This is a genomic window from Mesorhizobium sp. M0615 (assembly GCF_040320805.1).
Lineage (GTDB): Bacteria > Pseudomonadota > Alphaproteobacteria > Rhizobiales > Rhizobiaceae > Mesorhizobium.
In genome coordinates, this window is record NZ_JAMYQI010000009.1 from 1 (window position 1) to 25,568 (window position 25,568).

Genomic DNA, 25,568 nt, shown 5'->3' on the forward strand with positions numbered 1-25,568 from the left:
AACCATCGCCGGTCCTCCGGCGGACAAGAAAACTGTCACCCATGCTATCGGTCCATTCTGTTACCTATCTATCCGGTTCGGACACCGGCACCTTCTCCCCGTATAGTGACGGGGAGAAAGGTGGTTAACCGTGTGCCTCGGCGCCCTTGCCTGCAGGGCTGGTGATTGGCGAAACCTTCGGCGCCGGCAACCTTTCTCCCTTACGGGGAGAAATGCCCGGCAGGCCAATGAGCGGCAGCGCTGGCGCCGACAGTATCGCCTTCCCAGTTACCGCGTCCGCGATTTCAGCGGCAGCCTGCTTGCGCCGTCTCGTATGCAGTGCGGCGCGCCGTCAGGCGAAACGGCATGTCGCCGAGTTCGCGCTCCGACATGGTGTCGAGCACGGGATGCGACAGCGGATCGGTCACCCAATTGAGGACATCCCCGTCATGGCGCCGCCGCGTGTAGCCGGCGGCAAAGACTTTGAGCAATGATACGATCGTCACCATCCTCGCCTCCTCGGTCTGACTGTCCCGCTAGAATCTGCCCTGTCTCGCCGTCTTTCAATTGAGATTTCGGCCGCGCCGGTTTAGAAAAACTGGAATGGCTATGCTGAACCGCGTCCATCTCAACGGCCTGCGCGCCGTCGAAACCGTCGCCCGCCTCGGCTCGCTGGCGGCCGCTGCCGGCGAGCTCAACGTCTCCGTTAGCGCCGTCAGCCAGCAGATCAACCGCACCGAAAAGCAGCTTGGACAGGCGCTGTTCGAACGAACGGCGAGCGGGCTGGTGCTGACCGAGTTCGGCACGGTTTTTTCCGCCCGGCTGGGCGCCGGTTTTCGCGAGCTGGCGCAGGCGGTGGCGCTGGCCGACGAGGCAAGCCAGTGCACGCTGGTGGTTTCGGTGGCGCCGGCCTTCGCCTCGAAATGGCTGCTGCCGCGATTGTCGCGCCATTTCGACCGCCATCCCAACGTGCTGCTGCGCATCGACGCCTCGGTGCGGCTCGCCGATCTCGAGCGTTCCGACATCGACATCGCCATCCGGCTCGGCGACGGCAAATGGCCGGGCGGCCGGGCGGAACTTTTGTTGGCGCAGGAGGTCTTTCCGGTCTGTGCGCCGGTGATCGCCAAAAAGCTGACGTCGATCGAAGACCTCGCACAGACCTGCGCCATCACCGACGAGCGGGCGATGGTCAACTGGGAGAGCTGGTTCAAGGCCGCCGGAGCCGAGCCGGTCACCTTCCGCAAAGGCGCGCGCTTCACCGACCCGATGCTGTGCCTGGAATCGGCGATCGCCGGCCATGGCGTCATGCTCGGCTGGCAATTGCTGGCCGCCGATGCGCTGGCCGACGGCCGCCTCGTCGCGCCTTTCGGCGTGCGGGCGCAGAGCGGCCTCGGCTACTGGCTGGTGACCTCGGCGACCAAGACCGAAAGCCGCAAGGTGCGCGATTTCAAGATCTGGATCCGCGAGGAAATCGCGGCGACCGTGGCGCAGTTCAGCGCGCTGGAAAGCGCTGCCTAGGGCTGTCCGTCGCGACAGTGCTGGAAAGCACAGCCGCGCCGACCTATGTTGGAAGCTTCACCCCCAAGACCAAGACAGGCAGGATCATGACCACACATTCGCGCGGCCTTTCCGCAACGATCGACCCGGTGAAGCTCGACAGGCTGGCGGAAGTCGCCATCAAGGTCGGGCTGCAATTGCAGCCGGGGCAGGATCTGGTGCTGACCTCGTCGATCGCCGCACTGCCGCTGACCAGGCGCATCGTTGAGCACGCTTATAAAGCGGGCGCCGGCCTGGTGACCCCAATCTTCAATGATGACGAGATCACGCTGGCGCGCTTCCACTACGGCGCAGATGCCGGCTTCGACCGCGCCGCCGGCTGGATGTATGAAGGCATGGCGAAGGCCTTTTCCAACAATGCGGCGCGGCTTGCCGTGCGCGGCGAGGACCCGTCGCTGTTGTCGGCGCAGGACCCGGCGAAAGTGGCGCGCGCCAACAAGGCGAACTCGATGGCCTACCAGCCGGCGCTCGAAAAGATCACCGGCTTCGACATCAACTGGAACATCGTCGCCTACCCGGATCTCGCCTGGGCAAAACAGGTCTTCCCCGGCGATGCCGACGATGTCGCGGTGGTGAAACTCGCCGATGCGATCTTTTCGGCATCACGGGTCGATGTGGAAGACCCGATCGCAAACTGGACGGCGCACAATGCAGCGCTGCGCGGCCGCACAAAGTGGCTGAACGAGCACAATTTCCATGATCTGCATTTCAGCGGCCCGGGCACCGACCTGACCGTCGGGCTGGCCGATGGCCATGAATGGATGGGCGGCGCCTCGACCGCCAAGAACGGCGTCACCTGCAATCCGAACATCCCGACCGAGGAGGTCTTCACCACGCCGCATGCACGGCGCGTCTCCGGCCATGTCTCCTCGACCAAGCCGCTGTCCTACCAGGGCACGCTGATCGACGATATCTCGGTGCGTTTCGAAGAGGGCAGGATCGTCGAAGCCAAGGCTTCGAAGGGCGAGGACGTGCTGAAGAAAGTGCTCGACACCGACGAGGGTTCGCGCCGGCTCGGCGAGGTGGCGCTGGTGCCGCATTCCTCGCCGATCTCGGCCAGCGGCCTGCTGTTCTTCAACACGCTGTTCGACGAGAACGCCGCCTGCCACATCGCGCTCGGGCAGTGCTACTCCAAATGCTTCGTCGATGGCGCCTCGCTCAGCCAGGACGAGATCTCCCAGCGCGGCGGCAACAAGAGTTTTATCCACATCGACTGGATGATCGGCTCGGACAAGGTCGACATAGACGGCGTGCATAAGGATGGCCGCCGCGTGCCGGTGATGCGCAAGGGTGAGTGGGCGTAAGCTCGCGGAGGGGCGGATGGGTTTCGACGTGACGGTCAAGCGAATTTACGAAGCACCCGCGCCCGATGACGGGCAACGCGTGCTGGTCGATCGCATCTGGCCGCGCGGCGTCAGCAAGGAGGATGCCGCGCTGACGCTGTGGCTGAAGGACATCGCGCCGAGCGATGAATTGCGGAAGTGGTTCGGACATGAGCCGGCGCGGTGGGCGGAATTTCAGGTGCGGTATTCGGTCGAGCTGGATGGGAATAGCGAAGCGGTGGCGCAACTGCGTGGCTTGCTCGGCAAGGCCAAGGTGACGCTGCTTTATGGCGCACATGACGAGGCGCATAACAATGCGGTGGCGTTGGCGGGGTATTTGCGCGGGACGGGTTGAGAGACAGCGAACCGCTGCATACGCCGCAAGCGAAAGCCTTCACAATTAGCGATCGCCCTCCACGCGTTCGTCATCCTCGGGCTGACCCGAGGATCCTGTGTGTTGTTCCCATGCTATGTTTGGGGTGGGAAGGAGACCGACAGGATCCCATGGTCTGCGCTGCGTCGCTTCGAACCTAGCTTCGCCACAGGATGACGAAGCGAGGCGACGCTACTTCACCACCCCTTCATAAGCCTCCGGCTTGAAGCCAACCAAAATCTCATCCCCGACCTCGAGCACCGGGCGCTTGATCATCGTCGGGTTGGCCAGCATCAGCTTCCTGGCCTTCTTCTCGTCGAGCCCTTGCTTGTCCTTGTCCGGCAGCTCGCGGAAGGTCGTGCTGCCCTTGTTGAGCAGCTTTTCCCAGCCAACCTTGCCGACCCACCCGTCCAGTCTGCCCGCCTCTATCCCCTCGGCCCGGTAGTCGTGAAAGCGGTAGGGCACAGCATGGCCCTCCAGCCAGGTGCGCGCCTTGCGGATCGTGTCGCAGGTGGTGATGCCGTACATGGTGATCGTCAAAACGCGCTTCCCTTGACTGACAGTCGAATCCTCAGACAGCCTAAAACCGCCCTCCCCGCTTTGCCAGCGTCCCAATCGCTAGCGGCGCTTTTTTAGAGGTTGCCAATACTAAGGAAATTTCCTAAGTATCTGTCTGCACCGCGTCGACAGACCTCAGGATCGCCCATGCCAAGCCTCCACGCCCCAACTACAAGTCTCCCGCCGATCGACGGCATCTTCCGCGCGCTGGCTGACCCGACGCGGCGGCGCGTGGTCGAGCGGCTGAACCGCAGTCCGGCCTCGGTCAGCGAGTTGGCGCAGCCTTTCGAGATGGCGCTGCCTTCCTTCATCGAGCATCTGAAAGTGCTGGAAGGCTGCGGACTGGTGCGATCGGAAAAAATCGGCCGCACCAGGACCTATCAGCTGGCGCCCGAACCGCTGCAGCTCGCCGAAAACTGGCTGGCCGAACAGCGCACGCTGTGGGAGCGCCGACTCGATCAATTCGACGCCTATGTGATGAGCCTCAAGGAGCAAGAAAAGTGAGCTATCCCTTCAAGCCCGACCCCAGACTGGACCTTGTGCTGGAGCGCAAGCTCGACGCGCCGCGCGAACTCTTGTGGAGCGCGATGACGGTGCCGGAGCATGTCAAGCAATGGTTCACGCCCAAGCCCTGGCTGATCACCGATTGCGAGATCGACCTTCGTCCGGGCGGACTGTTCCGGACGCGCATGCAATCGCCCGACGGCAAGGAGGTCAACGACCGCCATTGCTGCTATCTCGAGATCGTGCCGAACGAGCGGCTGGTGTGGACCGATGCGCTGCTGCCGGGCTATCGGCCCTCGGGCGAGCCCTTCATCACCGCAGTCATTTCGCTTCAGTCCGATGGCAAGGGCACGCGCTACACGGCAACGGCCATCCATCGCGACCAGGCTACCCGCAACAATCATGAAGAGATGGGGTTCTTCGACGGCTGGGGCACGGTGGCCGATCAGTTGGCGCAGTATGTGAAGACCATTTGAGCTTTTCCCACTGCGGCCAGGACTTTGTCCCGGCCGCCTGGTTTTTGGGTCGTGCAGCGAAGCGCGCCGGAACCCGACGGCACCCGGGCTCAGTAGTAGAAGCGCTCTTCTGTGATCTTGCCGTTCTTGACCGTGTACAGGCCAACCTCGTCCATGGTGACCCGTTCGCCGGTGGCCTTGGGCGTTATGTCGAACTTGAAGCGCACCGCGAACTGGTCGCCGTTGACATAGGGGCCTTCGACAGAGCCGCCATGGACTTCGTGGTTCGCTTGCCACCATTCGCCCTTTTGCCTGAGAGCTTCCTTGCCACGGGCAATGGCCATCGGCCCCTCCATCGCTTCGAGGCTGACGATATCATCGGCATTGTACTTTTCACCAGCACCCAGGTGATCCCCCTGCTGGAGCATTTCGGTGAAATCCTTGGCAACATCCGCGATGGTCATGTGTGTTCCTCCTGTTCAGACTGGTTTGAAGTAGGGAAGCGCTTGCCGGCCCGCCACCTTTACCCCGCACGACAGCTGACACGGTGTGTCAGGACGATAGGTATAGCGCGCCTGTGTGACGATGATTGCGGCGGCGTCGGACAGCGACTTCGGTTGCAGACAAAAGCCAATTCCGCAATGCTGGGTGCATGTGCAACCTCTACAACATCACGACGACGCAAGAGGCGGTCCGCCAATGGACCAGCACATTGCACGATATCAGCGGCAACCTCGAACCTTCGCTTGATGTCTATCCCAATCAACCTGGGCTGGTCGTTCGCAACAGGGCGGATGGGGAGCGTGAACTGGCGAAACTGCTTTGGGGTTTGCCAACGCCGCCCGAGCGCATGAAAGGTAAGGCCGACTACGGCACCACCAACGTTCGCAATCCGCAATATTCGCACTGGCAGCAATATGTGGGGGTCGAGCACAGATGTGTCGTGCCGGTGACCAGCTTTGCCGAGCCCAGCCCTGCGGCGAACGATAAAGACCCGGAAACAGGAATCCAGCGAAATTACTGGTTTGCCCGTGGCGAGAGCCGGCCGCTGTTCTTCTTCGCTGGTTTCTGGACGTCTTGGCAGGGCGTGCGAAAGGTCAAGGACGGTCCCGGCGACTTCGAGCTATACGCCTTCATGACCACCAAGCCTAATGCTCTCATCGCGCCGATCCACGAGAAGGCTATGCCCGTGATCCTCACCACGCCGGAGGAAACCGAGGCTTGGCTGACGGCGCCATGGTCGGAAGCACGGCATTTGCAGCGGACGGCGCCCAACGACGCGTTGGTGATCGTTGAGAAGCCAGCCACACAGATCAAGTTCCCACCACAGGCCCCGGCCCAAGGGTCTCTGTTTTAACCCGGAATCGGCTCTCCTCAATCTTCGTCTCGCCAGATTACCCGCCGAACCATGCGGATTTCGACAAGACGTCTGACGCGAATTTTAAGGCGTTCAGCAGCGCTTGGCAGAATGATGCCTGCATCGAGCTCACGACCTTTGCAGCGCTCGCACCGCATGTGCCGCTCCACATCCCAAAAGGGGATATCACCAACCAGCTTTGCGAGATCGCCAGGCAGATAGTGTCGAGTGATGTTGCAGTTCCCACATCGAACACGAATTAGCTGCCCGACTTCATGCGCCAAGCAGAGGGTTTGCACATTTCGGCGCGGTCGGGTGCTTAGTTCGGGCATCCCGCAAAGTAGGAATATGTTCCTTTGCGAGTCAATTCACACTTAATTCCACCTTGGCGATCTTCACAGCAGGTTAAATCCAACCGTCGATGAAGGGATTGGGTTGGATCAGCTTGGCAGCATAGGGCAGTTGGCACCACGGCGCAGGCTGATATGCGCCACGTCGCCGACGCTGAATTGAAAGCCCTCGGCCTGGCGCGGCGCATCGATCACCACCGGCAATCCCTGCCCCAGCTCAGCATGCAGCCGCAGCGTGCGGCCGTGGAAGACGATGGAGTTGACGCGCGCCGGCGCGGTGCCGGCGGCGGCATCGGTGGTGGCCAGCAAGTCCTCGGGGCGAACGCCGATGGTGCGCTCAGTGCCTTCGCCGGGTGTGTCGCCGGTTTCAGATGTTGCTTCCAGCGAAAGCCCGCCAGCGGCGAAGCGCAGGCGGTCGCCGTCGCGGCCGATGAAGCGCGATTGCAAGAGGTTCATGGTGCCGATGAAGCTTGCGACGAATTTCGTCGCCGGCCGGTCGTAAAGCGTAGCCGGGGGCGCGATCTGCTCGATGCGGCCCTTGTTCATGACGACGATGCGGTCGGAGATCGACAGCGCTTCGGTCTGGTCGTGGGTGACCATGACGAAGGTGGTGCCGAGCCGCGACTGCAGCCGCTTCAGTTCGACCTGCATCTGTTCGCGCAGATGCGCATCGAGCGCCGACAGCGGTTCGTCGAGCAACAGAACGCGCGGCTCGCAGACTATGGCTCGGGCGAGCGCGACGCGCTGGCGCTGGCCACCCGACAGTTCGGAAACGCGGGCGCCGAGCTTGTCGGCGAGGCCGACCATGTCGAGGGCTTCGCGGACGCGCTTTGCCTGCTCGGCGCCGGACAGTTTGCGCAGCGACAGGCCGAAGCCGACATTCCCGGCGACGTTCATATGCGGGAACAGCGCATAATCCTGGAACACGGTGTTGACGGGACGGTCGAACGGCCTGAGCGCGGTGATGTCGCGACCATCGAGCAGCACCTTGCCGCTCGACGGGCTCTCGAAACCGGCAATGACGCGCAGGCTGGTGGTCTTGCCGCAGCCCGAGGGCCCGAGCAGGGTGATGAACTCGCCGCTGATAATGTCGAGATCGACGGCGTCGAGCCCGACAATGCCGCCGGGGAAAACCTTCGAGACCGTGTCCAGGCGTACCAGCGCATCAGGCGCCATCGCGAACCTCGGACGGCTTGGTGGTGTTGACCCAGAGGATCTGGCAAGGCTCGGTGCCGGGATTGCGGAAGGCGTGCAGAAGCGTGCTCTTGAAGGCAAAGGAGTCGCCGCTCTTCAGCACGTATTTTGTCGAGTCCACCACCAGTTCGACCTCGCCCGACAGGACATAGCCGAACTCGTGACCGATATGCGCGTAGGCTTCCGCCGTGCCGCCATCGGCTTCCACGGTCACCAAGAGGCCGGTCAGCGCCGCGCCCGGCGGCGACAGCAGCGCCTTGGCGATGCCTTCCGACTTGACCGGGAGCTGCCGCCTTTTGTCGGCGCGCACGCAATAGAGATCGTTGGCGGCTTCGTTGCCGTCGGTGATCAGCGCCGAAGGCTCGATGTCGAGCGCGGCCGCAAGCGGCCAGATCACCTTGACGCGCAGCGAAGACAGGCCGCGCTCGATCTGGCTCAGCGCACCGATGGAGACGCCGGCTTTTGCTGCCAGCTCGGCCAGCGACAAATTGCGCTCCAGCCGCAGCGCCCGCACGCGCCGGCCGACGCGAATGTCGGCGTCGGCCTTTGGTTTCGCTTCAAGCATGTCCATGCGTGGGTCCTTGTCTCTTTGTTGGCGCGGCGCGGCGTCGAAGAGCTCCCCTTCTCCCCTTGTGGGAGAAGGGGTCGCCGAGGGCGACGGATGAGGGGTGTTCCAGGGAACGCCAACGTCTCACTCCGCTGGAACACCCCTCATCCGTCTCGGCGCTATCGCGCCGATCCACCTTCTCCCACAAGGGGAGAAGGTGAGGTCTGCGCTGCTCACCCCCCCGCCTTCACTTTCTCGAACATCTTCGCCACATCGTCGTTCTGCTTCATCGGGCCGGTGAAGATGGTGGTCTTCAGCATCACCTCCGGGTCGGCCGGCAATTGCAGCTTGTCCAGTTCGTCCTTCGCCACGCCGGCGAAGGCGGTGCTCAGCGAGCTGCCATAGCCGTAGGCTTGGATCAGGTACTTACCCGAGTCGGCGTCGAGCCGGCTGTTGATGAAGTCATAGGCGAGGTCGACGTTTTTGGCGTCCTTGAGCATGACGAAGCCGCAGGCCCAGGTCAGCATGCCCTCCTTCGGCTTCATGAACTCGACCGGCACGCCCTGCTTCTTCAGCGAGGTTGCCGACGCGTTCCAGGTCATGGCGGCGACCAGCTGGCCGCTGGCCAGCGCCTGTTCGACCGAGGTCATGTCGGTGGTGTAGTTGGAGAGCAGCGGACGCTGCTCGCGCAATTTTTCCGCCACCTTGTCCATCTGCTCCGGCGTCATATCGAAGGGGTTTACGCCGGCCAGAAGTGCTGCAACGATCGGCGTGTCATGCACGGCATCGATGGTCGCCATGCGGCCGGCATATTGCTTGTCCCACAGAAGGTTCCAGCTCGCTTCCGGGTTCTTCACCAGATCGGTGCGGTAGAGGATCGAGGTGTTGCCCCAGTCCCACGGCACCATCCAGACCTTGCCGTCGCCGGCCTGGATGTCGGGCAGGTTCTTGAACACCGGGAAGATCGAATCCCAGTTCTTGATGCGCTTGGTATCGATCGGCTGCAGCAGGCCTTCCTTGTTCCAGCGCGCCACCTTGTCGTAGCAGGGATGGGCGATATCGGGGCGGAAGCCGGCCTTGACCTTGGTGAAGGCATCGTCGTCGTCGCCGAAGATCGAGGCCTCGACGCCATCGGGATGGGCCGTCAGGAAGCTCTTGTTGAAGTCTGGCAGTTCATAGCCGGACCAGGTGAAATATTGCAGCTTGTCGGCGGCGAAGGCGACAGTCGACGACAGGACGATTGCAAGCGCGGCAAGCCCGGTGCGGGCTGTCTTTGCAGTGATCGATTTCGGGCCAGTGATCGATTTCAGCCCAGTAATTGATTTCGGGTCGAATGCCATTTCGGTTCTCCTCTTTTGTTATGGGTCAGGCTGGACTGGTGGGCGCCGTCCGACGGGCTGTGCTCAGCCCGCGATGGCGCAGGATTTCGGCGATGCCGGCGATGATGACGGACACAGCAAGGATAGCTGTCCCCAGCGCCATCACGGTCGGCAGCGAGCGAGGAAAACGCAGTTGGCTCCAGATGTAGAGCGGCAGCGTCGGCTCGGTGCCGGCGAGGAAGAAGACGACGATGAACTCGTCGAAGGAAATCAGAAAGGCCAGCATGAAGGCCGAGACGATGGCCGGCAGCGAGAGCGGCAACATCACCCGCCGGAAGGTCGTCCAGTCGGAAGCGCCGAGATCGAGTGCGGCCTCGCGAATGGTTTTCGGAATTGCGGCAAACCGGCTGCGCATGATCACCACGGTGGTCGGCAGCGCCACCAGTATGTGGCCGAGAACGATGGCGATGCGCGACGGGCCGAGGCCGATGAGATTGACGAGGATCAGCAACGATATGCCGACGATGACGCCGGGGATCAGGATCGGCAGCCTGGAGATGGCGCTGATGGTGGCGGCGAGCGGCGAACGACCGTAGAGGTCCATATAGGAGACGGTGATGCCGCAGAGCGTGGCGCCGGCGGCGGCCACGACGCCAATGACGAGACTGTTCAAAAGCGCGCCGGACAGCGCCGGATTGCCATAGAGCGTGGCATACCATTCGAGCGTGAAGCCCTGCAGCGGAAACGCGGCCTGGATGGAGTTGTTGAAGGAAAACAGCGGGATCAACAGCACCGGCAGATAGAGGAAGACGAGATAGGCAAGCACATAGACGCCGAGCCAGCCGCGGCCATCATCTCTCCGCGCCGCGCTCATGTGCGGCTGCCGAATTTGCGGTCGGCGCCGCGTGCGACCAGCACCACGCAGAGGATGACCAGCATCACGCAGACTGAAAGTGCCGCCCCGAACGGCCAGTCATTGGCCTTGCCGAACTGCGACTGGATCAATGTGCCGATCATGGTGCTGGCGGGACCGCCGACCATGGCCGGGGTGACATAGTCGCCGACCGTCGGCACAAAGACGACGAGGGCGGCCGCCAGAACGCCCGGCATCGAATTGGGCAAGACGACGCGGCGAAACGCCGTGAACGGTCTGGCGCCGAGATCGGAGGCGGCTTCGAGCAGTGATTTCGGGATGGTGTCCAGCGCCACATAGATCGGCAGGATGGCGAAGGGCGCATAGGCATGCGCCAGCGTGACGACCACCGCCGCCGGCGTGTTGAGGAAGGCCAGCGTCGGCTCCGACCAGATGCCGCTTTCGATCAGCGCCGAGTTCAAGACGCCGTTGTAGGCGAGCACGATCTTCCAGGCGAAGACGCGCAGGAGATAGCTGGTCCAGAACGGCAGGGTCACCAGAAACAAAAGCAGGCTGCGGCGGCGGCCGGCATAGAAAGCGAGATAGTAGGCGACGGGATAGGCGGTGACGACGGTCGCCAGCGTCACCAGGCCGGCGATCACCAGCGAGCGCAGCGTCACCGTCCAGTAGAGCGGATCGGAGACCACGGTGATGAAGTTGCCTGCCGTGAAGCCGGCGCCGAGCAGCGAACCGTCATTGCCGCGAAGTGAGAGGAAGAGCACAAGGCCAAGGGCAAACAGGATCAGGAACAAGGTGACCAGCCCGCCCGGCAGCAACATGGCGAAGCGGAAGCCTCGGGACGACCCTGCCGGCGCTTCTGTTGCAACGATGCTCGACATCGGACTGCTCAACGGAAATATGAAATCGGCTTAGCTTTTTTCATATTTGTGAAACTGTCAAGCTGAATCCACGAGGCCTAGGCGACCGGCACCCAATCAGCGCTCGAAGGCGTCGAGCATCCGGTACCAGGCGATGGTCGCGGCGACGCCGACCTGGCGGAAGGCGTGGAACGGGATCGGCCGGACCGGCGACAGCGGGAACGGCAATTGATTGACATCGCCGCCCGCGAGGTAGCCCGCCATGCGTTTTCCCAGCGCGGTCATCAGGCCGACGCCCCTGCCCTGGCAACCAACCACGGCGAGCAGGCCCTTTTCCGGCTCATGGATGTGCGGCAGGTGATCCGGTGTCATCGCCACGCGGCCGAACCAGCGCTTCTCGATGACGACATCGGAGAGCGCCGGATAGAGCCGCACCAGCGCGTGCTGCAGATGCGCCCAGTCGGCCTCGCTCCTCGGCCGCGCCCTGCGGCCGCGGCCGCCAAGCACCAGATGGCCGTCGGCTGTTTTGCGGTAGTAGACGAGAATGCGCCTGGAGTCGGACACCGCCTGCCCTTCCGGCAGGATCGTCGCCGCAAGGTTGGATGACAGCGGCGCGGTCGCGACCTGGAAGGAATGCAGCGGCACGATCGTTTCCGCGAGGCCCGGAAGCAGTCCATCGGTATAGGCGTTCGTCGCCAGGACAACCGCTTTCGCCCGCACCTCGGCGCCGCTTTCGGTTGAGACACGCCAAAGGCCGGCCTCCTTGCGGAGTTTCACCACCTTCTGCCGCTCGGCAATGCTGGCGCCGGCGGCGGCGGCGATGCGCGCCAGTTCCACTGTATAGGTGAGCGGATCGATGATGCCGGCGCGGCGGTCGAGCCAGCCGCCGAGATAGCCTTGCGCGCCGGTCATATCGGCGATCTCGCTTTCATTCAGAAGCCGGACATCGGCGCCACGCGCCCGCCATTGACCATCCCTGTTCGCCGCCGCTTTCAATGCGGTTTCGGTATGCGCGGCCTGGATCCAGCCCTTGCGCATGAACGGCACCGCCAGCTTTTCGTCGCGGATGAGATCGAACACCGTATCCGCCGCCGAGGCGGCGAAATCGACCAGCGCCCGGCCACGCTCGGGGCCGAAATGCTCGAGCAGCCATTCGGGATCATATTTCAGGCCGGGAATGACCTGGCCGCCATTGAGGCCCGAGGCGCCCTGGCCGATCTCGCCGGCCTCCAGCACCTGTACACCGAGACCGAGCCGGGCTGCGTGCAAGGCGGTCGACAGGCCCATGAAGCCGCCGCCGACGATGGCAACGTCGACCGGCGCAGTGACGAGCAACTGGAAGGCGGATGCGGTCTGCGGCTTCTGCCAGATCGGAACGGAAAACGGTGCGGGCAAGGCTTCACCTGGAGTATGCGGAAAATGAAAATTCTAGTGCCAGTTTCATTTTTTTGAAAGAGCGGGCCTCATGTCAGAACCGACAATTGCCTGCGCCACGGGATAGACCTTTGGCGTGAATCCGGTGAAAGTGCCGCGGCCCAGCTGCCATCTCGATCATCAAAGGACCGTAAGCCATGACGAACCCAATGCAGCTTCCCGCCGACGGGCTCTTCATCGGCCGAGCCAGGGCAAGCGATGCCTCGCATCCGCTGGTGGTCACCGTGCGCGACGGGATCGTTTTCGACGTCACCTCGACCACCGCACCCACAGTGCGCGACATCTGCGAGATGGCCGATCCGGCCGGACACGTGCGCTCTGCCAAGGGCGAACCGGTCGGCTCGCTCGACGCGATCGCCGCCAACAGTTTTCAGGCCACCCGCGATCCGGCAAAACCCTATCTGCTCTCGCCTGTCGACCTGCAGGCGGTGAAGGCGTCGGGCGTGACCTTCGTGGTCAGCCTGCTCGAACGCGTCATCGAGGAGCAGGCGCGCGGTTCGGCGGAAAAGGCCGACGCCATCCGCGCCGACATTGCCGGGCTGATCGGCCACGATCTGTCGAAGCTGAAGCCCGGCTCACCCGAAGCGATGGAGATCAAGGCCAAGCTCATCCAGCGCGGCGCCTGGTCGCAATATCTGGAAGTCGGCATCGGCCCCGACGCCGAGATCTTTACCAAATGCCAGCCGATGGCGTCCGTCGGCTTCGGCGCCGATGTCGGGCTGCATCCTGTCTCCACCTGGAACAACCCCGAGCCGGAGATCGCCATGATCGCCGCCAGCACCGGCAAGATCGTCGGCGCGACCATCGGCAACGACGTCAATCTGCGCGACGTCGAGGGACGCTCGGCGCTGCTGCTCGGCAAGGCCAAGGACAACAATGCCTCGGCCTCGCTTGGGCCCTTCATCCGGTTGTTCGACGCAAGCTTTTCCATCGACGATGTCAAGCGCGCCACGGTGGGGCTGAAGGTCGAGGGCGAGGACGGGTTTTCGCTGGAGGGCGCGAGCTCGATGGCCGAGATCAGCCGTTCGCCCGAAGAGCTGGTCGCGGCCGCCATGGGGCCGCACCACCAGTATCCCGACGGCTTGGCGCTTTATCTCGGCACCATGTTCGTGCCGTCGAAGGATCGCGGCGAGAAGGGCAAGGGATTCACCCACAAGATCGGCGACATCGTCACCATCTCGTCGGAGAAATTCGGCGCGCTGGTGAACCGCGTGCTTCTGTCGCCCGATTGCCCGCACTGGACCTACGGCGCCAGCCATCTCATGCGGGACCTCGCCAAGGCCGACCTGATCTGATTTCGGAGCAGCGGGACGAACGGATAGCCGATAAACGTTCGCATCCGGTCCCTGTAAGCCGTTTGTTAGCGGAATCCGGGTGACTGTATCGGAAATTCGCTCCAGGATCGGGGCGCGGTCTGTGGGGGCCGAATCGCATGCTCGGTTTGCCGATGATATCGGTGCGCAATCTCGCCATGCGTTATGGCGGCGTTGTCGCGCTCAGGGATATGAACCTGTCTGTCGGACAGGGGACCATCCATGCTGTCGTCGGTGAAAGCGGCGCCGGAAAGTCGACGCTGGTGAAGGTGCTTGCCGGCGTGCTCCGGCCCAACAGCGGCACCATCCGCGTCGGCGACCAGATCGTCACCGTCGACAGCCCGATCGCTGCACGCAAGCACAGCTTCGGCGTCGTCCACCAGGGGCTCGGCCTGTTTGCCGACCGCTCGGTGCTGGCCAATCTGTTCGTCAATCGCGAGCCGTTGCGCAATGGCTTCGTCTCCAGGCGCGAAATGGAGGCACGCAGCCGCACCTTGCTTCGGCAACTCAAGCTCGACGTCGATGTCCACGCTCCTGTGGGACAACTCGGCATGGGCGAACGGCATTATGTCGAACTCGGCCGCGCAATTCTGGAAGGCCCGAGGCTGCTGATCCTCGATGAACCGAATTCTGCGCTCGACCGGCGCCAGACCGAGCACCTGTTCACCGTACTAAGTGACCTCAAGGCCAAGGGCACGAGCGTGCTCTATGTCTCGCACCGGCTGGAGGACGTGTTTGCGATCGCAGACCAGGTCACCGTGATGCGCAACGGCCGTGACGTGCTGACAAGTGAGCGCTCGGCGTTGAGCGAAGCCGATGTGATCGACGCCATGATCGGCCAGCAGCGCGGCAGCCTGTTCCCGCCTGCACTGCCGGCCAATGCCAGCACGATAAGGCCGCGGATCACGGTGGAGGGTCTGAGCGGCGGCCGGATTTCCGGCGTCAGCTTCACCGCCCGCTCCGGCGAGATCCTCGGCTTGGCCGGGCTTGAGGGGTCGGGCGTTGAAGACCTGTTCGAGATGCTGTTTGGCCTGCGCGAGGCGCAAAGCGGCAGGGTGCGGCTCCCCGACGGCTACGGCTTGCCTGGAAATCCGACCGAAGCGGCGCGGCGCGGCATCGGCCTGGTGCCGGCCAACCGCCTGTGCAACGGCCTGATGCCCGACCGGTCGCTGGCCTTCAACATAGGCAACATCGCTACAGGCGCCCGCAACTGGGGGTCTCGCCGCTACTCGCCCAAGGCCGCGATCGCCGCCGCCGCAAGGCAGATCGATGCGCTGCGCATCAAGGGCCTGCCGGACGCGCCGGTGAATTCGCTGCTGGCCGGCGATCAGCAGAAGATCGTAATCGCCAAATGGCTGGAGACGGCGCCGCAAGTGCTGCTCCTAGACAATCCGGCTGGCGGTATCGAGGCGGCTGCCAAGCGCAAGATCTATGCGCTGATCCGGCAGATGGCGGCCAATGGCTGTATCGTTTTGCTGCGTTCGGTCGAGCCGTCCGAACTGACCAACCTCAGCAACCGCGTCCTTGTCTTCCACCGCGGCCAGGTCGCCGGCGAGCTGTCCGGCGTCGAGATGAAGCGAAGGACAGTGCTGCAACTGACCACCACCGGCGAGATGCCGGAGGCGGAGCGGCCGAAAAAGAAACTCGTGGGAGCCATGGCATGACACGATTGGATCCCATGCTACAGCTTGCCGGTTCGGCTGCCCACCCGAAGCGCAGCCTTCGCCTGCCCCTCGAACTCAGGCCGCTCATCGGGCTCGTTGTCCTGGTGGCGATTACAGGCTTTGCCCGGCCGGATTTCCTCGATGAGGCCAATGTGCTGTCGTTGCTGGAAACCGCTGCGTATCCCGGCATGCTGGCGATCGGCATGGTGTTCGTGCTCGCACTCCGCGAGATCGACCTTTCCGTCGGCTGGATATTCCATCTCGCGGCCCTTCTCACCGCATTCCTTCTGGCCGCCGGCATCGACCCGTGGCTTGCCGCCCTTGCCGGCGTGCTGCTCGGCGCCGGGCTCGGCCTCGTCAACGGCCTGCTGGTGGTGGCGCTGCGACTGCCGGCCATCGTCGTTACGCTGGGCACCTTTGCAATGTTCCGGGGCGTGGCGGCGGTGGCCGTCAAGATGCAAGCGACAGCTCCGGCCAGCCCAGGCGGCGACTTCTTTGAGATCGTTCACGGCAAGCTGTTCGGCCTTGTGCCGACGGCTGTCTTTGTCTTCGTCGCAATGGCGGTGGTGATGCACCTCGTGCTTCACCGCAGCCGCTTCGGCTACCGGATCCAGGCCGTCGGCAGCAATCCGCAGGCGGCGCTCTATGCCGGCATCCCGACAGGTGCTGTGCGGCTGCAGACGCTGGTGCTGATGGGCGTCATCTCGGGGCTGGCGGGCGCGCTGTGGCTTGGCTCTCCCGTTACCGACGTCGACCAAGGCGGCGGTTTCGTGCTGATGGCGATTGCCGCGGCGATCATCGGCGGCACCTCGCTTTCCGGCGGGCGCGGCACCGTCTTCGGTGCGGTGATCGGCATGCTGATCGTCCAGGTCATCTTGAGCGGCGTGACCCTGTTCGGCATCGACGCCGCATGGAGCCCGTTCGTGATCGGCGCGGTGATGGTGCTGGCGCTCGCGCTCGACCGGCTGGCCAAGGTGCTGCGCAACCGCCAGGCCGAGCGCTTTCAGGAAAATCCGCGCGCCTGAGTTTAAGCCCCGCCTGCTTGCCGGGGAATATCTCTATCTCTTGGTTTGACGCAATTCCGGGCGGAAAACCGTTTCACACTTTTCCTGGAATTGCCCTCTAACTGATGCGATCTGATGGGATCGCTGATGGCGCGTTGCATCGCGCCACCATCCATTGGGCGGATAGAGGCTTGCCATCGGCCGCAAAAGAAGATGCTCTGCGCATCCGGGTCGGCGCTGGCAGGAGAGAGGATCAAGGGCATCGCCCGGATCATCGCCGGACGTGGAGGTCGTTTTTCAACATGGGAGGAAAGCAAATGCTGACGAGGCTACGATTACTCGTGCTTGGCTTGATTGTGGCGCTGGCCGTTCCGGCGGCGGCACAGGCCAAGACGTTCTACTGGATTTCGCATGGCGGCCCGGCCGACCCGGTCTGGACCTACTTCCTGGCCGGCGCCAAGCAATGGGCGAAGGACACCGGCAACACCGTCAACACCTCGTTCCACAATGGCGACGTTGCCTCGCAGCAGGAGGCCGTGCGCGCCGCGATCTCGGCAAAGGCCGACGGCATCGTCACCACCAGCCCCGATCCGGGCAGCCTGATCGAAATCGCCAAGGAAGCCAACACGGCCAAGATCCCGATCATCAACTTCAACACGCCCGATCCCAAGGCAAGCTTCGACGCCTATGTCGGCGGCGACAACGTCACCTTCGGCAAGCACTGGGCGCAATATCTGGTCGACAAGGGCCTGGTGAAGAAGGGCGACTTCGTCTGGATGCCGGTCGAAATCCCCGGCGCCACCTACGGCGTCCAGGAAGAGGAAGGCATCAAGAGCGTCTTCGAACCGCTGGGGATCACCTATGAGATCACCGAAGCGACCCTCGACCAGGCCGAAGCCATCAACCGCATGGTCGACTATCTCACCGCCAACAAGGCCAAGGTCAAGGCAATCATCGGCCTCGGCGATCTGGTCACCGGCTCGATCAAGCGGGTGTTCGACCAGGCCGGCATCAAGCCGGGCGAAATCCCGGTCGTCGGCTGGGGCAACTCGCTCGACACCACCCAGGAAGTGCTGACCGGCTACGTCAATGCCGGCCAGTGGCAGGACCCGCAGGCGACCAGCTATGTCGCTCTGTCGCTGGCCAACATGGCGGCGTCAGGCATTCCCCCGGGCTTCAACGTCATCACCGGCGCGCTCTATGAAAAGGACACCGCGCAGGTCTACGACGACATCCTGTCCGGTAAATAACCCAGACCTTCAAAAGTCGCGGCCGCAGCCGCGGTCGCGACTGTCTTTTCGCCGAGCCCTTCGCGTTGCGCGCTGGGCTCAGCCTTCCCCTTCCTGTCGCAGGTTATCAGTGGAAAACCGTTCGCTCATCCAACGCCTGATCGCGAGGCCGGAATTCGGGCCCTTCGTTCTGCTCATCGTCGAAATCGCGGTGTTCTGGAGCATCAACCACGATTTCCTGTCGCCGCAGAACATCTCCAACACGCTGGCCTTCACCGTCGAGCTCGGGCTGATCGCGCTGGCGATGACGCTGTTGATGACGTCGGGTGAATTCGATCTGTCGGTCGGCTCGCTGTTCGGCTTTTCGCCGGTGCTGATGTGGACGCTGTTCAACAGCGGCCTGACCTCGCTGGAGGTCGGCTTCCTCGCCGCGCTGCTGATCGCGGCCTTCATCGGCCTGGTCAATGGCTGGTTCGTCACGCAGCTGAAAATCCCATCCTTCCTGGTGACGCTCGGCATGCTGCTGGTGGTGCGCGGCACCGCGCTGTTCGTCACCGACGGCTTTCCGCAGCGGACGTGGAGCGCCGAGGGCAGCTGGCTGGCCGAAGCGCTGGTCGGTGATTTCTTCATCGGCCCGTTCCGCATCTACATGTCGCTCTTCTGGTTCATCGCGGCGGCCATCGCACTGGGCTACGTGCTGACGCAAAGCCGGACCGGCAACTGGATCCAGGCAGCCGGCGGCAATCCAGGCGCCGCAAGGGCGCGCGGCGTCAACGTCAGCGGCGTCAAGATCGGCCTGTTCGTGCTGTCGTCGGTGATGGCTTCGCTTGCCGGCGTCATCTCGTCGCTGCGCACGTCGGCCGCCAACCCCAACAGCGGCACCGGCTACGAGCTCGAAGTCATCGCCATGGTGGTGATCGGCGGCACGGCGCTGACCGGTGGGCGCGGCACCATCATCGGCACGGTGCTCGGCATCCTCATCCTGCGCGTCATGCGCAACGGCATCGTGCTGATCGGCGTGCCCGGGCTGGCCTACAACATCTTCATCGGCGCCATCATCCTCGGCATGATGGCGCTGCACTCATGGCTGGAACGCCGGCATCAGGCAGGGACCTAGAACCATGGCTGAACCGCTCATCCGCATGTCCAACATCAAAAAGTCCTACGGGCGCGTGCAGGCGCTCGAAGACGCCAATTTTCATGTCAACGAAAGGGAGATCGTCGGCCTGCTCGGCGACAATGGCGCCGGCAAATCGACGCTGATCAAGGTGTTGTCGGGGGCGGTGCCGCTGACCAGCGGCGACATTTTCATCCGCGGCAAGAAGGTCAATCTGCGCAGCACCAGCGACGCCATCGCGCACGGCATCGAGACGATCTACCAGGATTCGGCACTGGTGACGCAGCTGTCGATCGCGCGCAACCTGTTCCTCGGCCGCGAGCCGATCAAACCGCCGCGCTTTTTGAACCGCATGGACCAGGAGGCGATGAACAATGTCGCCCGCGACCTGTTGAAACAGGTCGGCATCTCCAAGAACATCCCGCCGACGACGCCGATCGGCTCCCTGTCCGGCGGCGAGCGGCAGGCCGTCGCCATCGCGCGCGCCATGCACTTCGACAGCGACCTGATCATCCTCGACGAGCCGACCAACAATCTCGGCGTCGCCGAGACGCAAGGCGTGCTGAGCTTCGTGCGCAACGCGCGCGATTCCGGGCATTCCTGCATCTTCATCGCCCACAACATCCACCATGTCTTCCAGGTGGTTGACCGCATCGTCGTCATGCGCCGGGGCAAGGTGGTGGCCGACGACATCGACCCGAAGAAGACCAGCGTGGCCGAGGTCGAACGCATCATCACCGGGATGTCCGACAAGGAGATCCGCGACGCCATCATCGAAGGCGGGCCATCGCACGGCTGAACCGTCTTCGCGCCGTCTGGCACGGAAACGCATCCGCTCTAACTCGTTGTAGAGCATGACCTTTTGACAAAACGGTTCCCGTTTGTCCGAGAAAACCGGTTCCCACTTTTCGGGATCATGCTCTATGACTACAGCCATGAAAGCCACCGTTGCCGACATAGCCAGGAGCTGCGGCCTGTCGACCGCGACCGTCGACCGGGTTCTGAACAACCGGGCCGGCGCGAGCGCCGCCAACCGCCAACGGGTGATGGAGGCGGCCAAGCAGCTCGGCTATTTGCCGGTGGTCGATCAGGTGACGCTGCCGTCGCGGCCGGCGCATCTTGAATTCTTCCTGCCGATCGGCGCCAACGGTTTCATGATCGACCTCGCCGGGCACATCGAGGACTATGCGGGGCGCCTGCCGCTGGTCGCCTCGTGCCGGATCCACAATCTCGGCGGCATCTCGCCGGCAGCGCTGCAGGCGGCGGTTGAAAATCTGTCGCTGAAGGCCAATGGCGTCGGCGTCATTGCCGTCGATCATCCGCGAACGCGCAACATATTGCGCGATGTGGTCGAGGCAGGCATCCGCCTTGTCACGCTGGTCTCCGACGTTCCAGCCGCCCCGCGTTCGGCCTATGTCGGCATCGACAACCGGGTTGCCGGACGCACGGCGGCGCTGTTGATGGGGCGCTTCCTCAATGGCCGCCAGGGTCATCTGGCGATGGTCGTCGGCTCGCGTTCCTATCGCGGGCACGAGGAGCGAGAAATGGGCTTTCGGTCGGTGCTGACAGAGGAATTCCCCAATCTCACGGTCTCGAGTGCGGTCGAGATCAATGACGAACCGGAGGGCAGCTACACCGCAACGATGCAGGCGCTGCACAACGAGCCGGAACTGCTCGGCATCTATTGCGTCGGCGCCGGGCGCTCAGGTGTGGCGAGAGCGCTGCTCGAGGCCAAGCCAAAGAAGAAGCCGGTCTTCATCTGCCACGACCTGACCAAGGAAACGCGCGGCTATCTCGTCGACGACCTCGCCGATGTCGTCATCGACCAGAATGCGCGGCTGATCGCGGAGCAATCTGTGATCCGCCTGCTTGGCTCGATCGCATCCGCCGCGCCATACCTGACGAAGAAGTTCATCGAGCCACGGCTGATCTTCAAGGAAAACGTGCCGGTGCAGTGAAGTCGCGCCGTGGCGGTTTCTTCGATTTGTACGACAAGTCGGGGTAGATGCCGCAAATCTGCACAGCAGCCATGCAACTTTCATTGTTGCCGAATCATTGGGCAACCCGTACTCATCTGGGTGTCGGCCATCTACTCCTCCCAGATGCGATGCCGACGCTGAGCGCGGTGCACCTCCTCCCGCATCTCGTTCGAAATCGAGCCCGCTGCCACCTCCTCCCGGCAGCGGGCTTTTTTCATTCTCAAATGAATCTAAATTAGAGTTGACGGGCAAGTTCGGAGAATAGCCAAAAGCCCCGCCGGATGATGGGGACTCCTCAACTCCGAAAGCTGGAATTCAGCGCGCCCTGAAAGAGCTGATCAGGCCTTCAGCCATGCGCACGAACTGCGTGCTGGGGCCCTGGCAGCCCATGGTCTGCACGCTGACGCGCGCCCCTTCGAACAGCAGCGACAGCGTATCGGCCAGAAGCTCGGCCTGACCGATGCCCGCATCCCGGCACAGCGCAACGAGGCGATCGCGCTGAGCGCTCTTGAGCTCCTTGATCACGCTCCTGGCGGGATGGTCCGGCTCGGTCAATTCGGCGGCGGCATTGGCCATGTCGCAGCCGCGACCGTCAGCCGCCAGGCAAGCAGCGGCCATGCGAATCCAGGCATGCAACTGGGCGAGCTTGTCGCCGGGATGCTCAGCCTCGAATTGGTCCCACATCGCGGCGCCTTTAGCCGCCGACGCGCGCAGGCATTGGACGATCAGTTCGTCCTTCGACTCAAAATGACGGTAGAGCGTCATCTTGTTGGTGCCGGCGGCTTCCGTGATGGCGTCGACACCGACGCCCTTGATGCCATGCTTGTGAAACATGTCCTGCGCCGTCTCCAGGATTCGGTCCCGGGGGCGCACGCGATCGGTAATGCCGTCTGCCATCGCAGTCTCCTTGTCTCCCTAAAAATTCGGTTCACCTCTTGACTAGGGTGTTACCGGTCTGTAACTATCCGAATGTTACTTACTGGTAACACCTATGTGGCCTTCCGTCAATAACAAGGCCGTGAACTGGTCCTGCCAGATCACAAAGGGTGAAAATTGCAGGTCATGCGGCTCCGGCCGGTGAAGAGATGAAAACCGGTTCGCGATCGTCCGATGCGGGCCGCTGGAATGGAGACGCTCCAATGTCGCAGCGCAAGGATTTGACCATCGATGAAGCCATCCGGGATCCGATGATCCGGCTGGTGATGAAAGCGGACCGCGTCAATCCGCGCGCCTTCGAAGCGATGCTGAGGACCGTTGCCGATGAGCAGGGCCTCAGCGGTGCGGCGCCGTCTTCGTATTTTTTGCAGGACCCGGGTTCGGTGCGCGGCCGGCGGCTGTCCCGGTCTGCCAATTCTTTTAAAGAGGCCGGTTCTTCTAAAGAGGTTTGCGTGTCGTGGTAAACTTTTTCATCCATCGTCCGATCTTCGCCTCGGCCATCGCCATCATCATGGTGCTCGCCGGGACGATTTGTTATTTCCTTTTGCCGGTTTCGCAGTTTCCCGACATCACGCCGCCGCAGGTCGTGGTCAGTGCGCATTATCCGGGCGCCAGCGCGCAAGTGGTCGCCGATACGGTGACGACGCCGCTGGAGCAGCAGATCAACGGCGTCGAAGGCATGACCTACATGTCGTCGTCGAGCTCCAATGACGGCTCCTCGACCATCACCATCACCTTCGATGTCGGCTATTCCTTGAGCACCGCGGCCGTCGACGTCCAGAACCGCGTCTCGCAAGCCGCCTCGTCGCTGCCGGCGATCGTCAACCAGGGTGGCGTGACGATCAAGAAGCAGAACCCGAATTTCGTCCTCATCGTCAATCTGACCTCGCCCGACAGTTCGGTCGATCCGGTGGCGCTGAGCAACCTCGCCTATCTGCAGGTTGTCGATCCTTTGAAGCGGCTGCCCGGCGTCGGCGACGTGCAGATCTTCGGCGAACGCCGCTATTCGATGCGCGTCTGGCTCGATCCGGACAAGCTCGCCAATCTCGGCATCACCGCTGTCGACGTCCAGAACGCCATCTCGGAACAGAACGTCCAGGTGGCGGCCGGCAAGATCGGCCAGTCGCCGGCGCCCGCCGGCACCGCCTTCGAGATGCAGGTCAACGCCGTCGGCCGCCTGAGCGACCCCAAGGAGTTCGGCGACATCGTCGTGCGCGCCAACACCGGCACCGGCTCGCTGGTGCGACTGCGCGACGTCGCCCGCATCGAGCTCGGCGCGCTGCAATATTCGTCGTCGGCATTCTTTGGCAAGGACCCGACGGTGGTGCTGGCCGTCTACCAGATGCCCGGTTCCAACGCGCTCGATCTGCAGCAGCACGTCAAGGACAAGATGCAGGAACTGTCGGCCCGTTTCCCCAAGGGCGTCAGCTACGCCATGCACTACGACACCACGCGCTTCGTGTCGGCATCGATGCATGACGTGCTGATCACGCTTGGCGAAGCGCTGGTGCTGGTCGTGGCCGTGGTGTTCATCTTCCTGCAGAGTTGGCGCACGACGATCATCCCGACCATCGCCATTCCGGTGTCGCTGGTGGCGACGATGGTCGTCATGGAAATGATGGGCTTCTCGCTCAACATGCTCTCCCTGCTCGGCATGGTGCTGGCCATCGGCCTCGTCGTCGACGACGCCATCGTGGTGGTCGAAAATGTCGAGCGACAATTGGAGGCGGGCCTCAAACCGCTGGCGGCGACCAAGGCCGCGATGGCCGAGGTCACCGGACCGATCATCGCCACCACCGCAGTGCTGATGGCCGTCTTCGTGCCCGTTGCCTTCATTCCCGGCGTCTCCGGCAAGCTCTACAATCAGTTCGCGCTGACGGTGGCGATTTCGGTCGGCATATCCGCCTTCAACTCGCTGACGCTCAGCCCGGCGCTGAGCGCCGCCTTCCTGCGCCATCGCGGCGAGACGCAGTTCGCCCCGTTCCGCTGGTTCAACACGGGCTTCGACAGACTGTCGCATGCCTATGCGCACGGCGTGCGTATCCTCATCCGGCTGCGCTGGATCATGCTCGGCTTGTTCGCGGCCGGCCTGGTGGCCACCTACTTCGTCTGGCAGAAGTTGCCCTCGACCTTCCTTCCGGTCGAGGACCAGGGTTACTTCTTCGTCGTCATCCAGCTGCCTGACGGCGCCTCGCTGGAACGCACCGATGCGGTGGCGCAGAAAGCGCGCGACATATTGCAGGCAACACCCGGCGTCGAGATTGTCGGCTCGATCAGCGGCCTGAACTTCCTGACCAGTGCGGCGCAGTCGAACTCGGCTGTCGAGTTCGCCATCCTGAAGCCGTGGGAAGAGCGCGGCCCCGACCAGAGCGCGTCCAAGCTCGTCTCCGATGTGCGCGGCAAGCTGATGCAGATTCCGGAAGCCTTCGCGCTGTCCTTCGATCCGCCTTCGATCCCGGGTATCGGCACCACGGGCGGCTTCGAATTCGTCGTCGAGGACCTCACCGGGCGAGGCAGTTCAGCCCTCAACGACGCGACGCAAGCCGTGATCGCCGAGGCGCGCAAGCAGCCGGAAATCAACCCGCAGCAGCTGTTCTCGCCGTTCTCGACCTCGACGCCGCAGTTCAACTACGACCTCGACCGCAGCAAGGCCAAACTGCTCGGCCTCAACCTGCCCGACGTCTTCAACACGCTGCAGATCTATCTCGGCTCGCTCTACGTCAACGACTTCAACCTGTTCGGCCGCACCTTCCGGGTGACCATCCAGGCCGACAAGGATGCACGTGCCGACGCAGGCGACCTTTCGCGGCTCTATGTGCGCAACGCCTCCGGCGGCATGGTGCCGCTGAGCACACTGGGCAAACTGGTGCCGTTCGTCGGCCCGGAAACCGTGCCGCACTACAACAACAACGCCTCGGCCACGATCAATGGCGGCGCAGCCCCCGGCTTCTCGTCGGGCCAGGCGGTTGCCGCGATGGAACGGGCCGCCGCCACCGCTTTGCCCAGGGATTTCGGTTTCGAATGGACCGGCATCACCTTCCAGGAGCTCAAGGCAGGATCGATCGCGTCGGTCGTCTTCGGCCTCGCCATCGTCTTCGTCTTCCTGATCCTGGCGATGCAGTATGAGAGCTGGGCGATGCCGTTCATGGTGCTGCTGGCGGTGCCACTGGCCCTGTTCGGCGCCTTCGCAGCCCTGTTCCTGCGCGGCATGCAGATCGACGTCTACTCGCAGATCGGCTTCGTCATGCTGATCGGCCTCGCCGCCAAGAACGCGATCCTGATCGTCGAGTTTGCAAGGCGGCGGCGCGAGGAGGGACTGAGCATTGTCGACGCGGCGATGGAAGCTGCGCGGCTGAGGCTGCGGCCGATCCTGATGACGGCCTTCGCCTTCATCCTCGGCGTGCTGCCGCTGATGTTTGCGACGGGTGCGGGTGCGGCAAGCCGGCAGTCGATCGGCACCACCGTGTTTGGCGGCATGGTCGCGGCGACCATCCTGTCGCTGGTGTTCGTGCCAGTCTTCTACGCGGTCATCGAACAGCTGCGCGAAGGCCGCGTGCGCAGCGAACCGAACGCTGCTCATGACCAGGACAATAATGAACCGACTGCCGAACCAGCGCCGATGCGCCTGGCCGAAGCAGCCGAATAG

25 protein-coding genes are annotated in these 25,568 nt (G+C 63.3%); 15 read left to right on the forward strand and 10 right to left on the reverse strand.

What is annotated here, in order from left to right:
- Positions 1-284 precede the first annotated feature (284 nt).
- The gene (locus tag NKI46_RS16990; protein ID WP_023684387.1) at positions 285-488 is read right to left on the reverse strand and encodes a hypothetical protein; all 204 of its coding nucleotides are present in this window, start codon (positions 486-488) and stop codon (positions 285-287) included.
- A 94-nt stretch (positions 489-582) separates the two neighbouring features.
- Between NKI46_RS16990 and NKI46_RS16995 the strand changes: the two genes are divergently transcribed.
- The 3 genes from NKI46_RS16995 to NKI46_RS17005 all read left to right on the forward strand — a co-directional run bounded on the left by NKI46_RS16995 (position 583) and on the right by NKI46_RS17005 (position 3,213).
- Positions 583-1,497, forward strand: coding sequence for a LysR substrate-binding domain-containing protein (locus tag NKI46_RS16995; RefSeq protein ID WP_023752591.1), 915 nt, complete (start codon positions 583-585; stop codon positions 1,495-1,497).
- Between the two features lie 86 nt (positions 1,498-1,583).
- A complete protein-coding gene (locus NKI46_RS17000) occupies positions 1,584-2,840 on the forward strand; it encodes an aminopeptidase (RefSeq protein ID WP_352747079.1) in 1,257 nt (418 codons plus the stop codon).
- Positions 2,841-2,856: 16 nt separating this feature from the next.
- Positions 2,857-3,213, forward strand: a complete 357-nt coding sequence (locus NKI46_RS17005; protein WP_352747082.1) for a DUF488 domain-containing protein — start codon at positions 2,857-2,859, stop codon at positions 3,211-3,213.
- A 210-nt stretch (positions 3,214-3,423) separates the two neighbouring features.
- Here NKI46_RS17005 and NKI46_RS17010 read toward each other — a convergent pair whose 3' ends face one another.
- On the reverse strand, positions 3,424-3,771 hold the full coding sequence (locus NKI46_RS17010; RefSeq protein ID WP_023709906.1) for an ArsC family reductase: 348 nt from the start codon (positions 3,769-3,771) through the stop codon (positions 3,424-3,426).
- 165 nt (positions 3,772-3,936) lie between these two features.
- On the opposite strand from NKI46_RS17010, the gene NKI46_RS17015 reads away from it, so the two are divergent.
- Positions 3,937-4,293: an ArsR/SmtB family transcription factor gene (locus NKI46_RS17015; RefSeq protein WP_023687094.1), complete on the forward strand. Its 357-nt coding sequence runs from the start codon at positions 3,937-3,939 to the stop codon at positions 4,291-4,293.
- Positions 4,290-4,769 (forward strand): SRPBCC family protein, encoded by a 480-nt coding sequence (locus tag NKI46_RS17020; RefSeq protein WP_352747084.1) that lies wholly within the window; start codon positions 4,290-4,292, stop codon positions 4,767-4,769. Before NKI46_RS17015 ends, NKI46_RS17020 begins: the two co-directional genes overlap by 4 nt.
- Positions 4,770-4,858: 89 nt before the next feature.
- Here the strand turns inward: NKI46_RS17020 and NKI46_RS17025 are convergent, their stop codons facing one another.
- Positions 4,859-5,212, reverse strand: a complete 354-nt coding sequence (locus NKI46_RS17025) for a nuclear transport factor 2 family protein (RefSeq protein WP_023668502.1) — start codon at positions 5,210-5,212, stop codon at positions 4,859-4,861.
- Between the two features lie 188 nt (positions 5,213-5,400).
- Here NKI46_RS17025 and NKI46_RS17030 point away from each other — a divergent pair, with 188 nt between their 5' ends.
- On the forward strand, positions 5,401-6,105 hold the full coding sequence (locus NKI46_RS17030) for an SOS response-associated peptidase (RefSeq protein ID WP_352747087.1): 705 nt from the start codon (positions 5,401-5,403) through the stop codon (positions 6,103-6,105).
- A gap of 440 nt (positions 6,106-6,545) precedes the next feature.
- Here the strand turns inward: NKI46_RS17030 and NKI46_RS17035 are convergent, their stop codons facing one another.
- The 6 genes from NKI46_RS17035 to NKI46_RS17060 all read right to left on the reverse strand — a co-directional run bounded on the left by NKI46_RS17035 (position 6,546) and on the right by NKI46_RS17060 (position 12,641).
- Positions 6,546-7,631, reverse strand: a complete 1,086-nt coding sequence (locus tag NKI46_RS17035; protein ID WP_352747089.1) for an ABC transporter ATP-binding protein — start codon at positions 7,629-7,631, stop codon at positions 6,546-6,548.
- Entirely contained in the window at positions 7,621-8,220 is a 600-nt protein-coding gene (locus NKI46_RS17040) for a helix-turn-helix domain-containing protein (RefSeq protein ID WP_023684396.1), read from the reverse strand. Before NKI46_RS17040 ends, NKI46_RS17035 begins: the two co-directional genes overlap by 11 nt.
- Positions 8,221-8,429: 209 nt before the next feature.
- Complete coding sequence (locus NKI46_RS17045; RefSeq protein WP_023668506.1) at positions 8,430-9,536, reverse strand: ABC transporter substrate-binding protein; 1,107 nt, start codon at positions 9,534-9,536, stop codon at positions 8,430-8,432.
- Between the two features lie 25 nt (positions 9,537-9,561).
- Positions 9,562-10,389: an ABC transporter permease gene (locus tag NKI46_RS17050; protein ID WP_023709184.1), complete on the reverse strand. Its 828-nt coding sequence runs from the start codon at positions 10,387-10,389 to the stop codon at positions 9,562-9,564.
- On the reverse strand, positions 10,386-11,267 hold the full coding sequence (locus NKI46_RS17055) for an ABC transporter permease (RefSeq protein WP_023747934.1): 882 nt from the start codon (positions 11,265-11,267) through the stop codon (positions 10,386-10,388). The genes NKI46_RS17050 and NKI46_RS17055 overlap by 4 nt, the downstream gene beginning before the upstream one ends.
- A 96-nt stretch (positions 11,268-11,363) precedes the next feature.
- Positions 11,364-12,641 carry an NAD(P)/FAD-dependent oxidoreductase gene (locus NKI46_RS17060; RefSeq protein WP_352747092.1) on the reverse strand — a complete coding sequence of 426 codons (1,278 nt, stop codon included), beginning with the start codon at positions 12,639-12,641 and terminating at the stop codon, positions 11,364-11,366.
- Between the two features lie 176 nt (positions 12,642-12,817).
- On the opposite strand from NKI46_RS17060, the gene NKI46_RS17065 reads away from it, so the two are divergent.
- From NKI46_RS17065 to NKI46_RS17095, 7 genes are all read left to right on the forward strand, one after another.
- Positions 12,818-13,975 carry a fumarylacetoacetate hydrolase family protein gene (locus tag NKI46_RS17065; protein WP_352514469.1) on the forward strand — a complete coding sequence of 386 codons (1,158 nt, stop codon included), beginning with the start codon at positions 12,818-12,820 and terminating at the stop codon, positions 13,973-13,975.
- Between the two features lie 137 nt (positions 13,976-14,112).
- Positions 14,113-15,657, forward strand: a complete 1,545-nt coding sequence (locus NKI46_RS17070) for a sugar ABC transporter ATP-binding protein (RefSeq protein ID WP_352514468.1) — start codon at positions 14,113-14,115, stop codon at positions 15,655-15,657.
- On the forward strand, positions 15,654-16,682 hold the full coding sequence (locus tag NKI46_RS17075; RefSeq protein WP_196814808.1) for an ABC transporter permease: 1,029 nt from the start codon (positions 15,654-15,656) through the stop codon (positions 16,680-16,682). The genes NKI46_RS17070 and NKI46_RS17075 overlap by 4 nt, the downstream gene beginning before the upstream one ends.
- 296 nt (positions 16,683-16,978) lie before the next feature.
- A complete protein-coding gene (locus NKI46_RS17080) occupies positions 16,979-17,911 on the forward strand; it encodes a substrate-binding domain-containing protein (RefSeq protein WP_023687083.1) in 933 nt (310 codons plus the stop codon).
- A gap of 109 nt (positions 17,912-18,020) precedes the next feature.
- Positions 18,021-19,007 carry an ABC transporter permease gene (locus NKI46_RS17085; protein ID WP_023668514.1) on the forward strand — a complete coding sequence of 329 codons (987 nt, stop codon included), beginning with the start codon at positions 18,021-18,023 and terminating at the stop codon, positions 19,005-19,007.
- A 4-nt stretch (positions 19,008-19,011) separates the two neighbouring features.
- Positions 19,012-19,806 carry an ATP-binding cassette domain-containing protein gene (locus NKI46_RS17090; RefSeq protein ID WP_023668515.1) on the forward strand — a complete coding sequence of 265 codons (795 nt, stop codon included), beginning with the start codon at positions 19,012-19,014 and terminating at the stop codon, positions 19,804-19,806.
- Positions 19,807-19,942: 136 nt separating this feature from the next.
- The gene (locus NKI46_RS17095) at positions 19,943-20,965 is read left to right on the forward strand and encodes a LacI family DNA-binding transcriptional regulator (protein ID WP_023668516.1); all 1,023 of its coding nucleotides are present in this window, start codon (positions 19,943-19,945) and stop codon (positions 20,963-20,965) included.
- Positions 20,966-21,301: 336 nt separating this feature from the next.
- On the opposite strand, the gene NKI46_RS17100 is transcribed toward NKI46_RS17095, so the two are convergent.
- A complete protein-coding gene (locus NKI46_RS17100; RefSeq protein ID WP_023668517.1) occupies positions 21,302-21,883 on the reverse strand; it encodes a TetR/AcrR family transcriptional regulator in 582 nt (193 codons plus the stop codon).
- Positions 21,884-22,125: 242 nt separating this feature from the next.
- On the opposite strand from NKI46_RS17100, the gene NKI46_RS17105 reads away from it, so the two are divergent.
- Together NKI46_RS17105 and NKI46_RS17110 are read left to right on the forward strand one after the other, a co-directional pair.
- A complete protein-coding gene (locus NKI46_RS17105) occupies positions 22,126-22,386 on the forward strand; it encodes a hypothetical protein (protein ID WP_023692134.1) in 261 nt (86 codons plus the stop codon).
- Entirely contained in the window at positions 22,380-25,568 is a 3,189-nt protein-coding gene (locus NKI46_RS17110) for an efflux RND transporter permease subunit (RefSeq protein ID WP_023735605.1), read from the forward strand. The genes NKI46_RS17105 and NKI46_RS17110 overlap by 7 nt, the downstream gene beginning before the upstream one ends.

Bases quoted from the DNA above. Each gene is read 5' to 3' on its own strand.
- NKI46_RS16990 (WP_023684387.1), bottom strand. From the start codon at position 488: ATGGTGACGATCGTATCATTGCTCAAAGTCTTTGCCGCCGGCTACACG.
- NKI46_RS16995 (WP_023752591.1), top strand. From the start codon at position 583: ATGGCTATGCTGAACCGCGTCCATCTCAACGGCCTGCGCGCCGTCGAA.
- NKI46_RS17000 (WP_352747079.1), top strand. From the start codon at position 1,584: ATGACCACACATTCGCGCGGCCTTTCCGCAACGATCGACCCGGTGAAG.
- NKI46_RS17005 (WP_352747082.1), top strand. From the start codon at position 2,857: ATGGGTTTCGACGTGACGGTCAAGCGAATTTACGAAGCACCCGCGCCC.
- NKI46_RS17015 (WP_023687094.1), top strand. From the start codon at position 3,937: ATGCCAAGCCTCCACGCCCCAACTACAAGTCTCCCGCCGATCGACGGC.
- NKI46_RS17025 (WP_023668502.1), bottom strand. From the start codon at position 5,212: ATGACCATCGCGGATGTTGCCAAGGATTTCACCGAAATGCTCCAGCAG.
- NKI46_RS17030 (WP_352747087.1), top strand. From the start codon at position 5,401: ATGTGCAACCTCTACAACATCACGACGACGCAAGAGGCGGTCCGCCAA.
- NKI46_RS17035 (WP_352747089.1), bottom strand. From the start codon at position 7,631: ATGGCGCCTGATGCGCTGGTACGCCTGGACACGGTCTCGAAGGTTTTC.
- NKI46_RS17040 (WP_023684396.1), bottom strand. From the start codon at position 8,220: ATGGACATGCTTGAAGCGAAACCAAAGGCCGACGCCGACATTCGCGTC.
- NKI46_RS17045 (WP_023668506.1), bottom strand. From the start codon at position 9,536: ATGGCATTCGACCCGAAATCAATTACTGGGCTGAAATCGATCACTGGC.
- NKI46_RS17050 (WP_023709184.1), bottom strand. From the start codon at position 10,389: ATGAGCGCGGCGCGGAGAGATGATGGCCGCGGCTGGCTCGGCGTCTAT.
- NKI46_RS17055 (WP_023747934.1), bottom strand. From the start codon at position 11,267: ATGTCGAGCATCGTTGCAACAGAAGCGCCGGCAGGGTCGTCCCGAGGC.
- NKI46_RS17065 (WP_352514469.1), top strand. From the start codon at position 12,818: ATGACGAACCCAATGCAGCTTCCCGCCGACGGGCTCTTCATCGGCCGA.
- NKI46_RS17070 (WP_352514468.1), top strand. From the start codon at position 14,113: ATGCTCGGTTTGCCGATGATATCGGTGCGCAATCTCGCCATGCGTTAT.
- NKI46_RS17075 (WP_196814808.1), top strand. From the start codon at position 15,654: ATGACACGATTGGATCCCATGCTACAGCTTGCCGGTTCGGCTGCCCAC.
- NKI46_RS17080 (WP_023687083.1), top strand. From the start codon at position 16,979: ATGCTGACGAGGCTACGATTACTCGTGCTTGGCTTGATTGTGGCGCTG.
- NKI46_RS17090 (WP_023668515.1), top strand. From the start codon at position 19,012: ATGGCTGAACCGCTCATCCGCATGTCCAACATCAAAAAGTCCTACGGG.
- NKI46_RS17095 (WP_023668516.1), top strand. From the start codon at position 19,943: ATGAAAGCCACCGTTGCCGACATAGCCAGGAGCTGCGGCCTGTCGACC.
- NKI46_RS17100 (WP_023668517.1), bottom strand. From the start codon at position 21,883: ATGGCAGACGGCATTACCGATCGCGTGCGCCCCCGGGACCGAATCCTG.
- NKI46_RS17105 (WP_023692134.1), top strand. From the start codon at position 22,126: ATGTCGCAGCGCAAGGATTTGACCATCGATGAAGCCATCCGGGATCCG.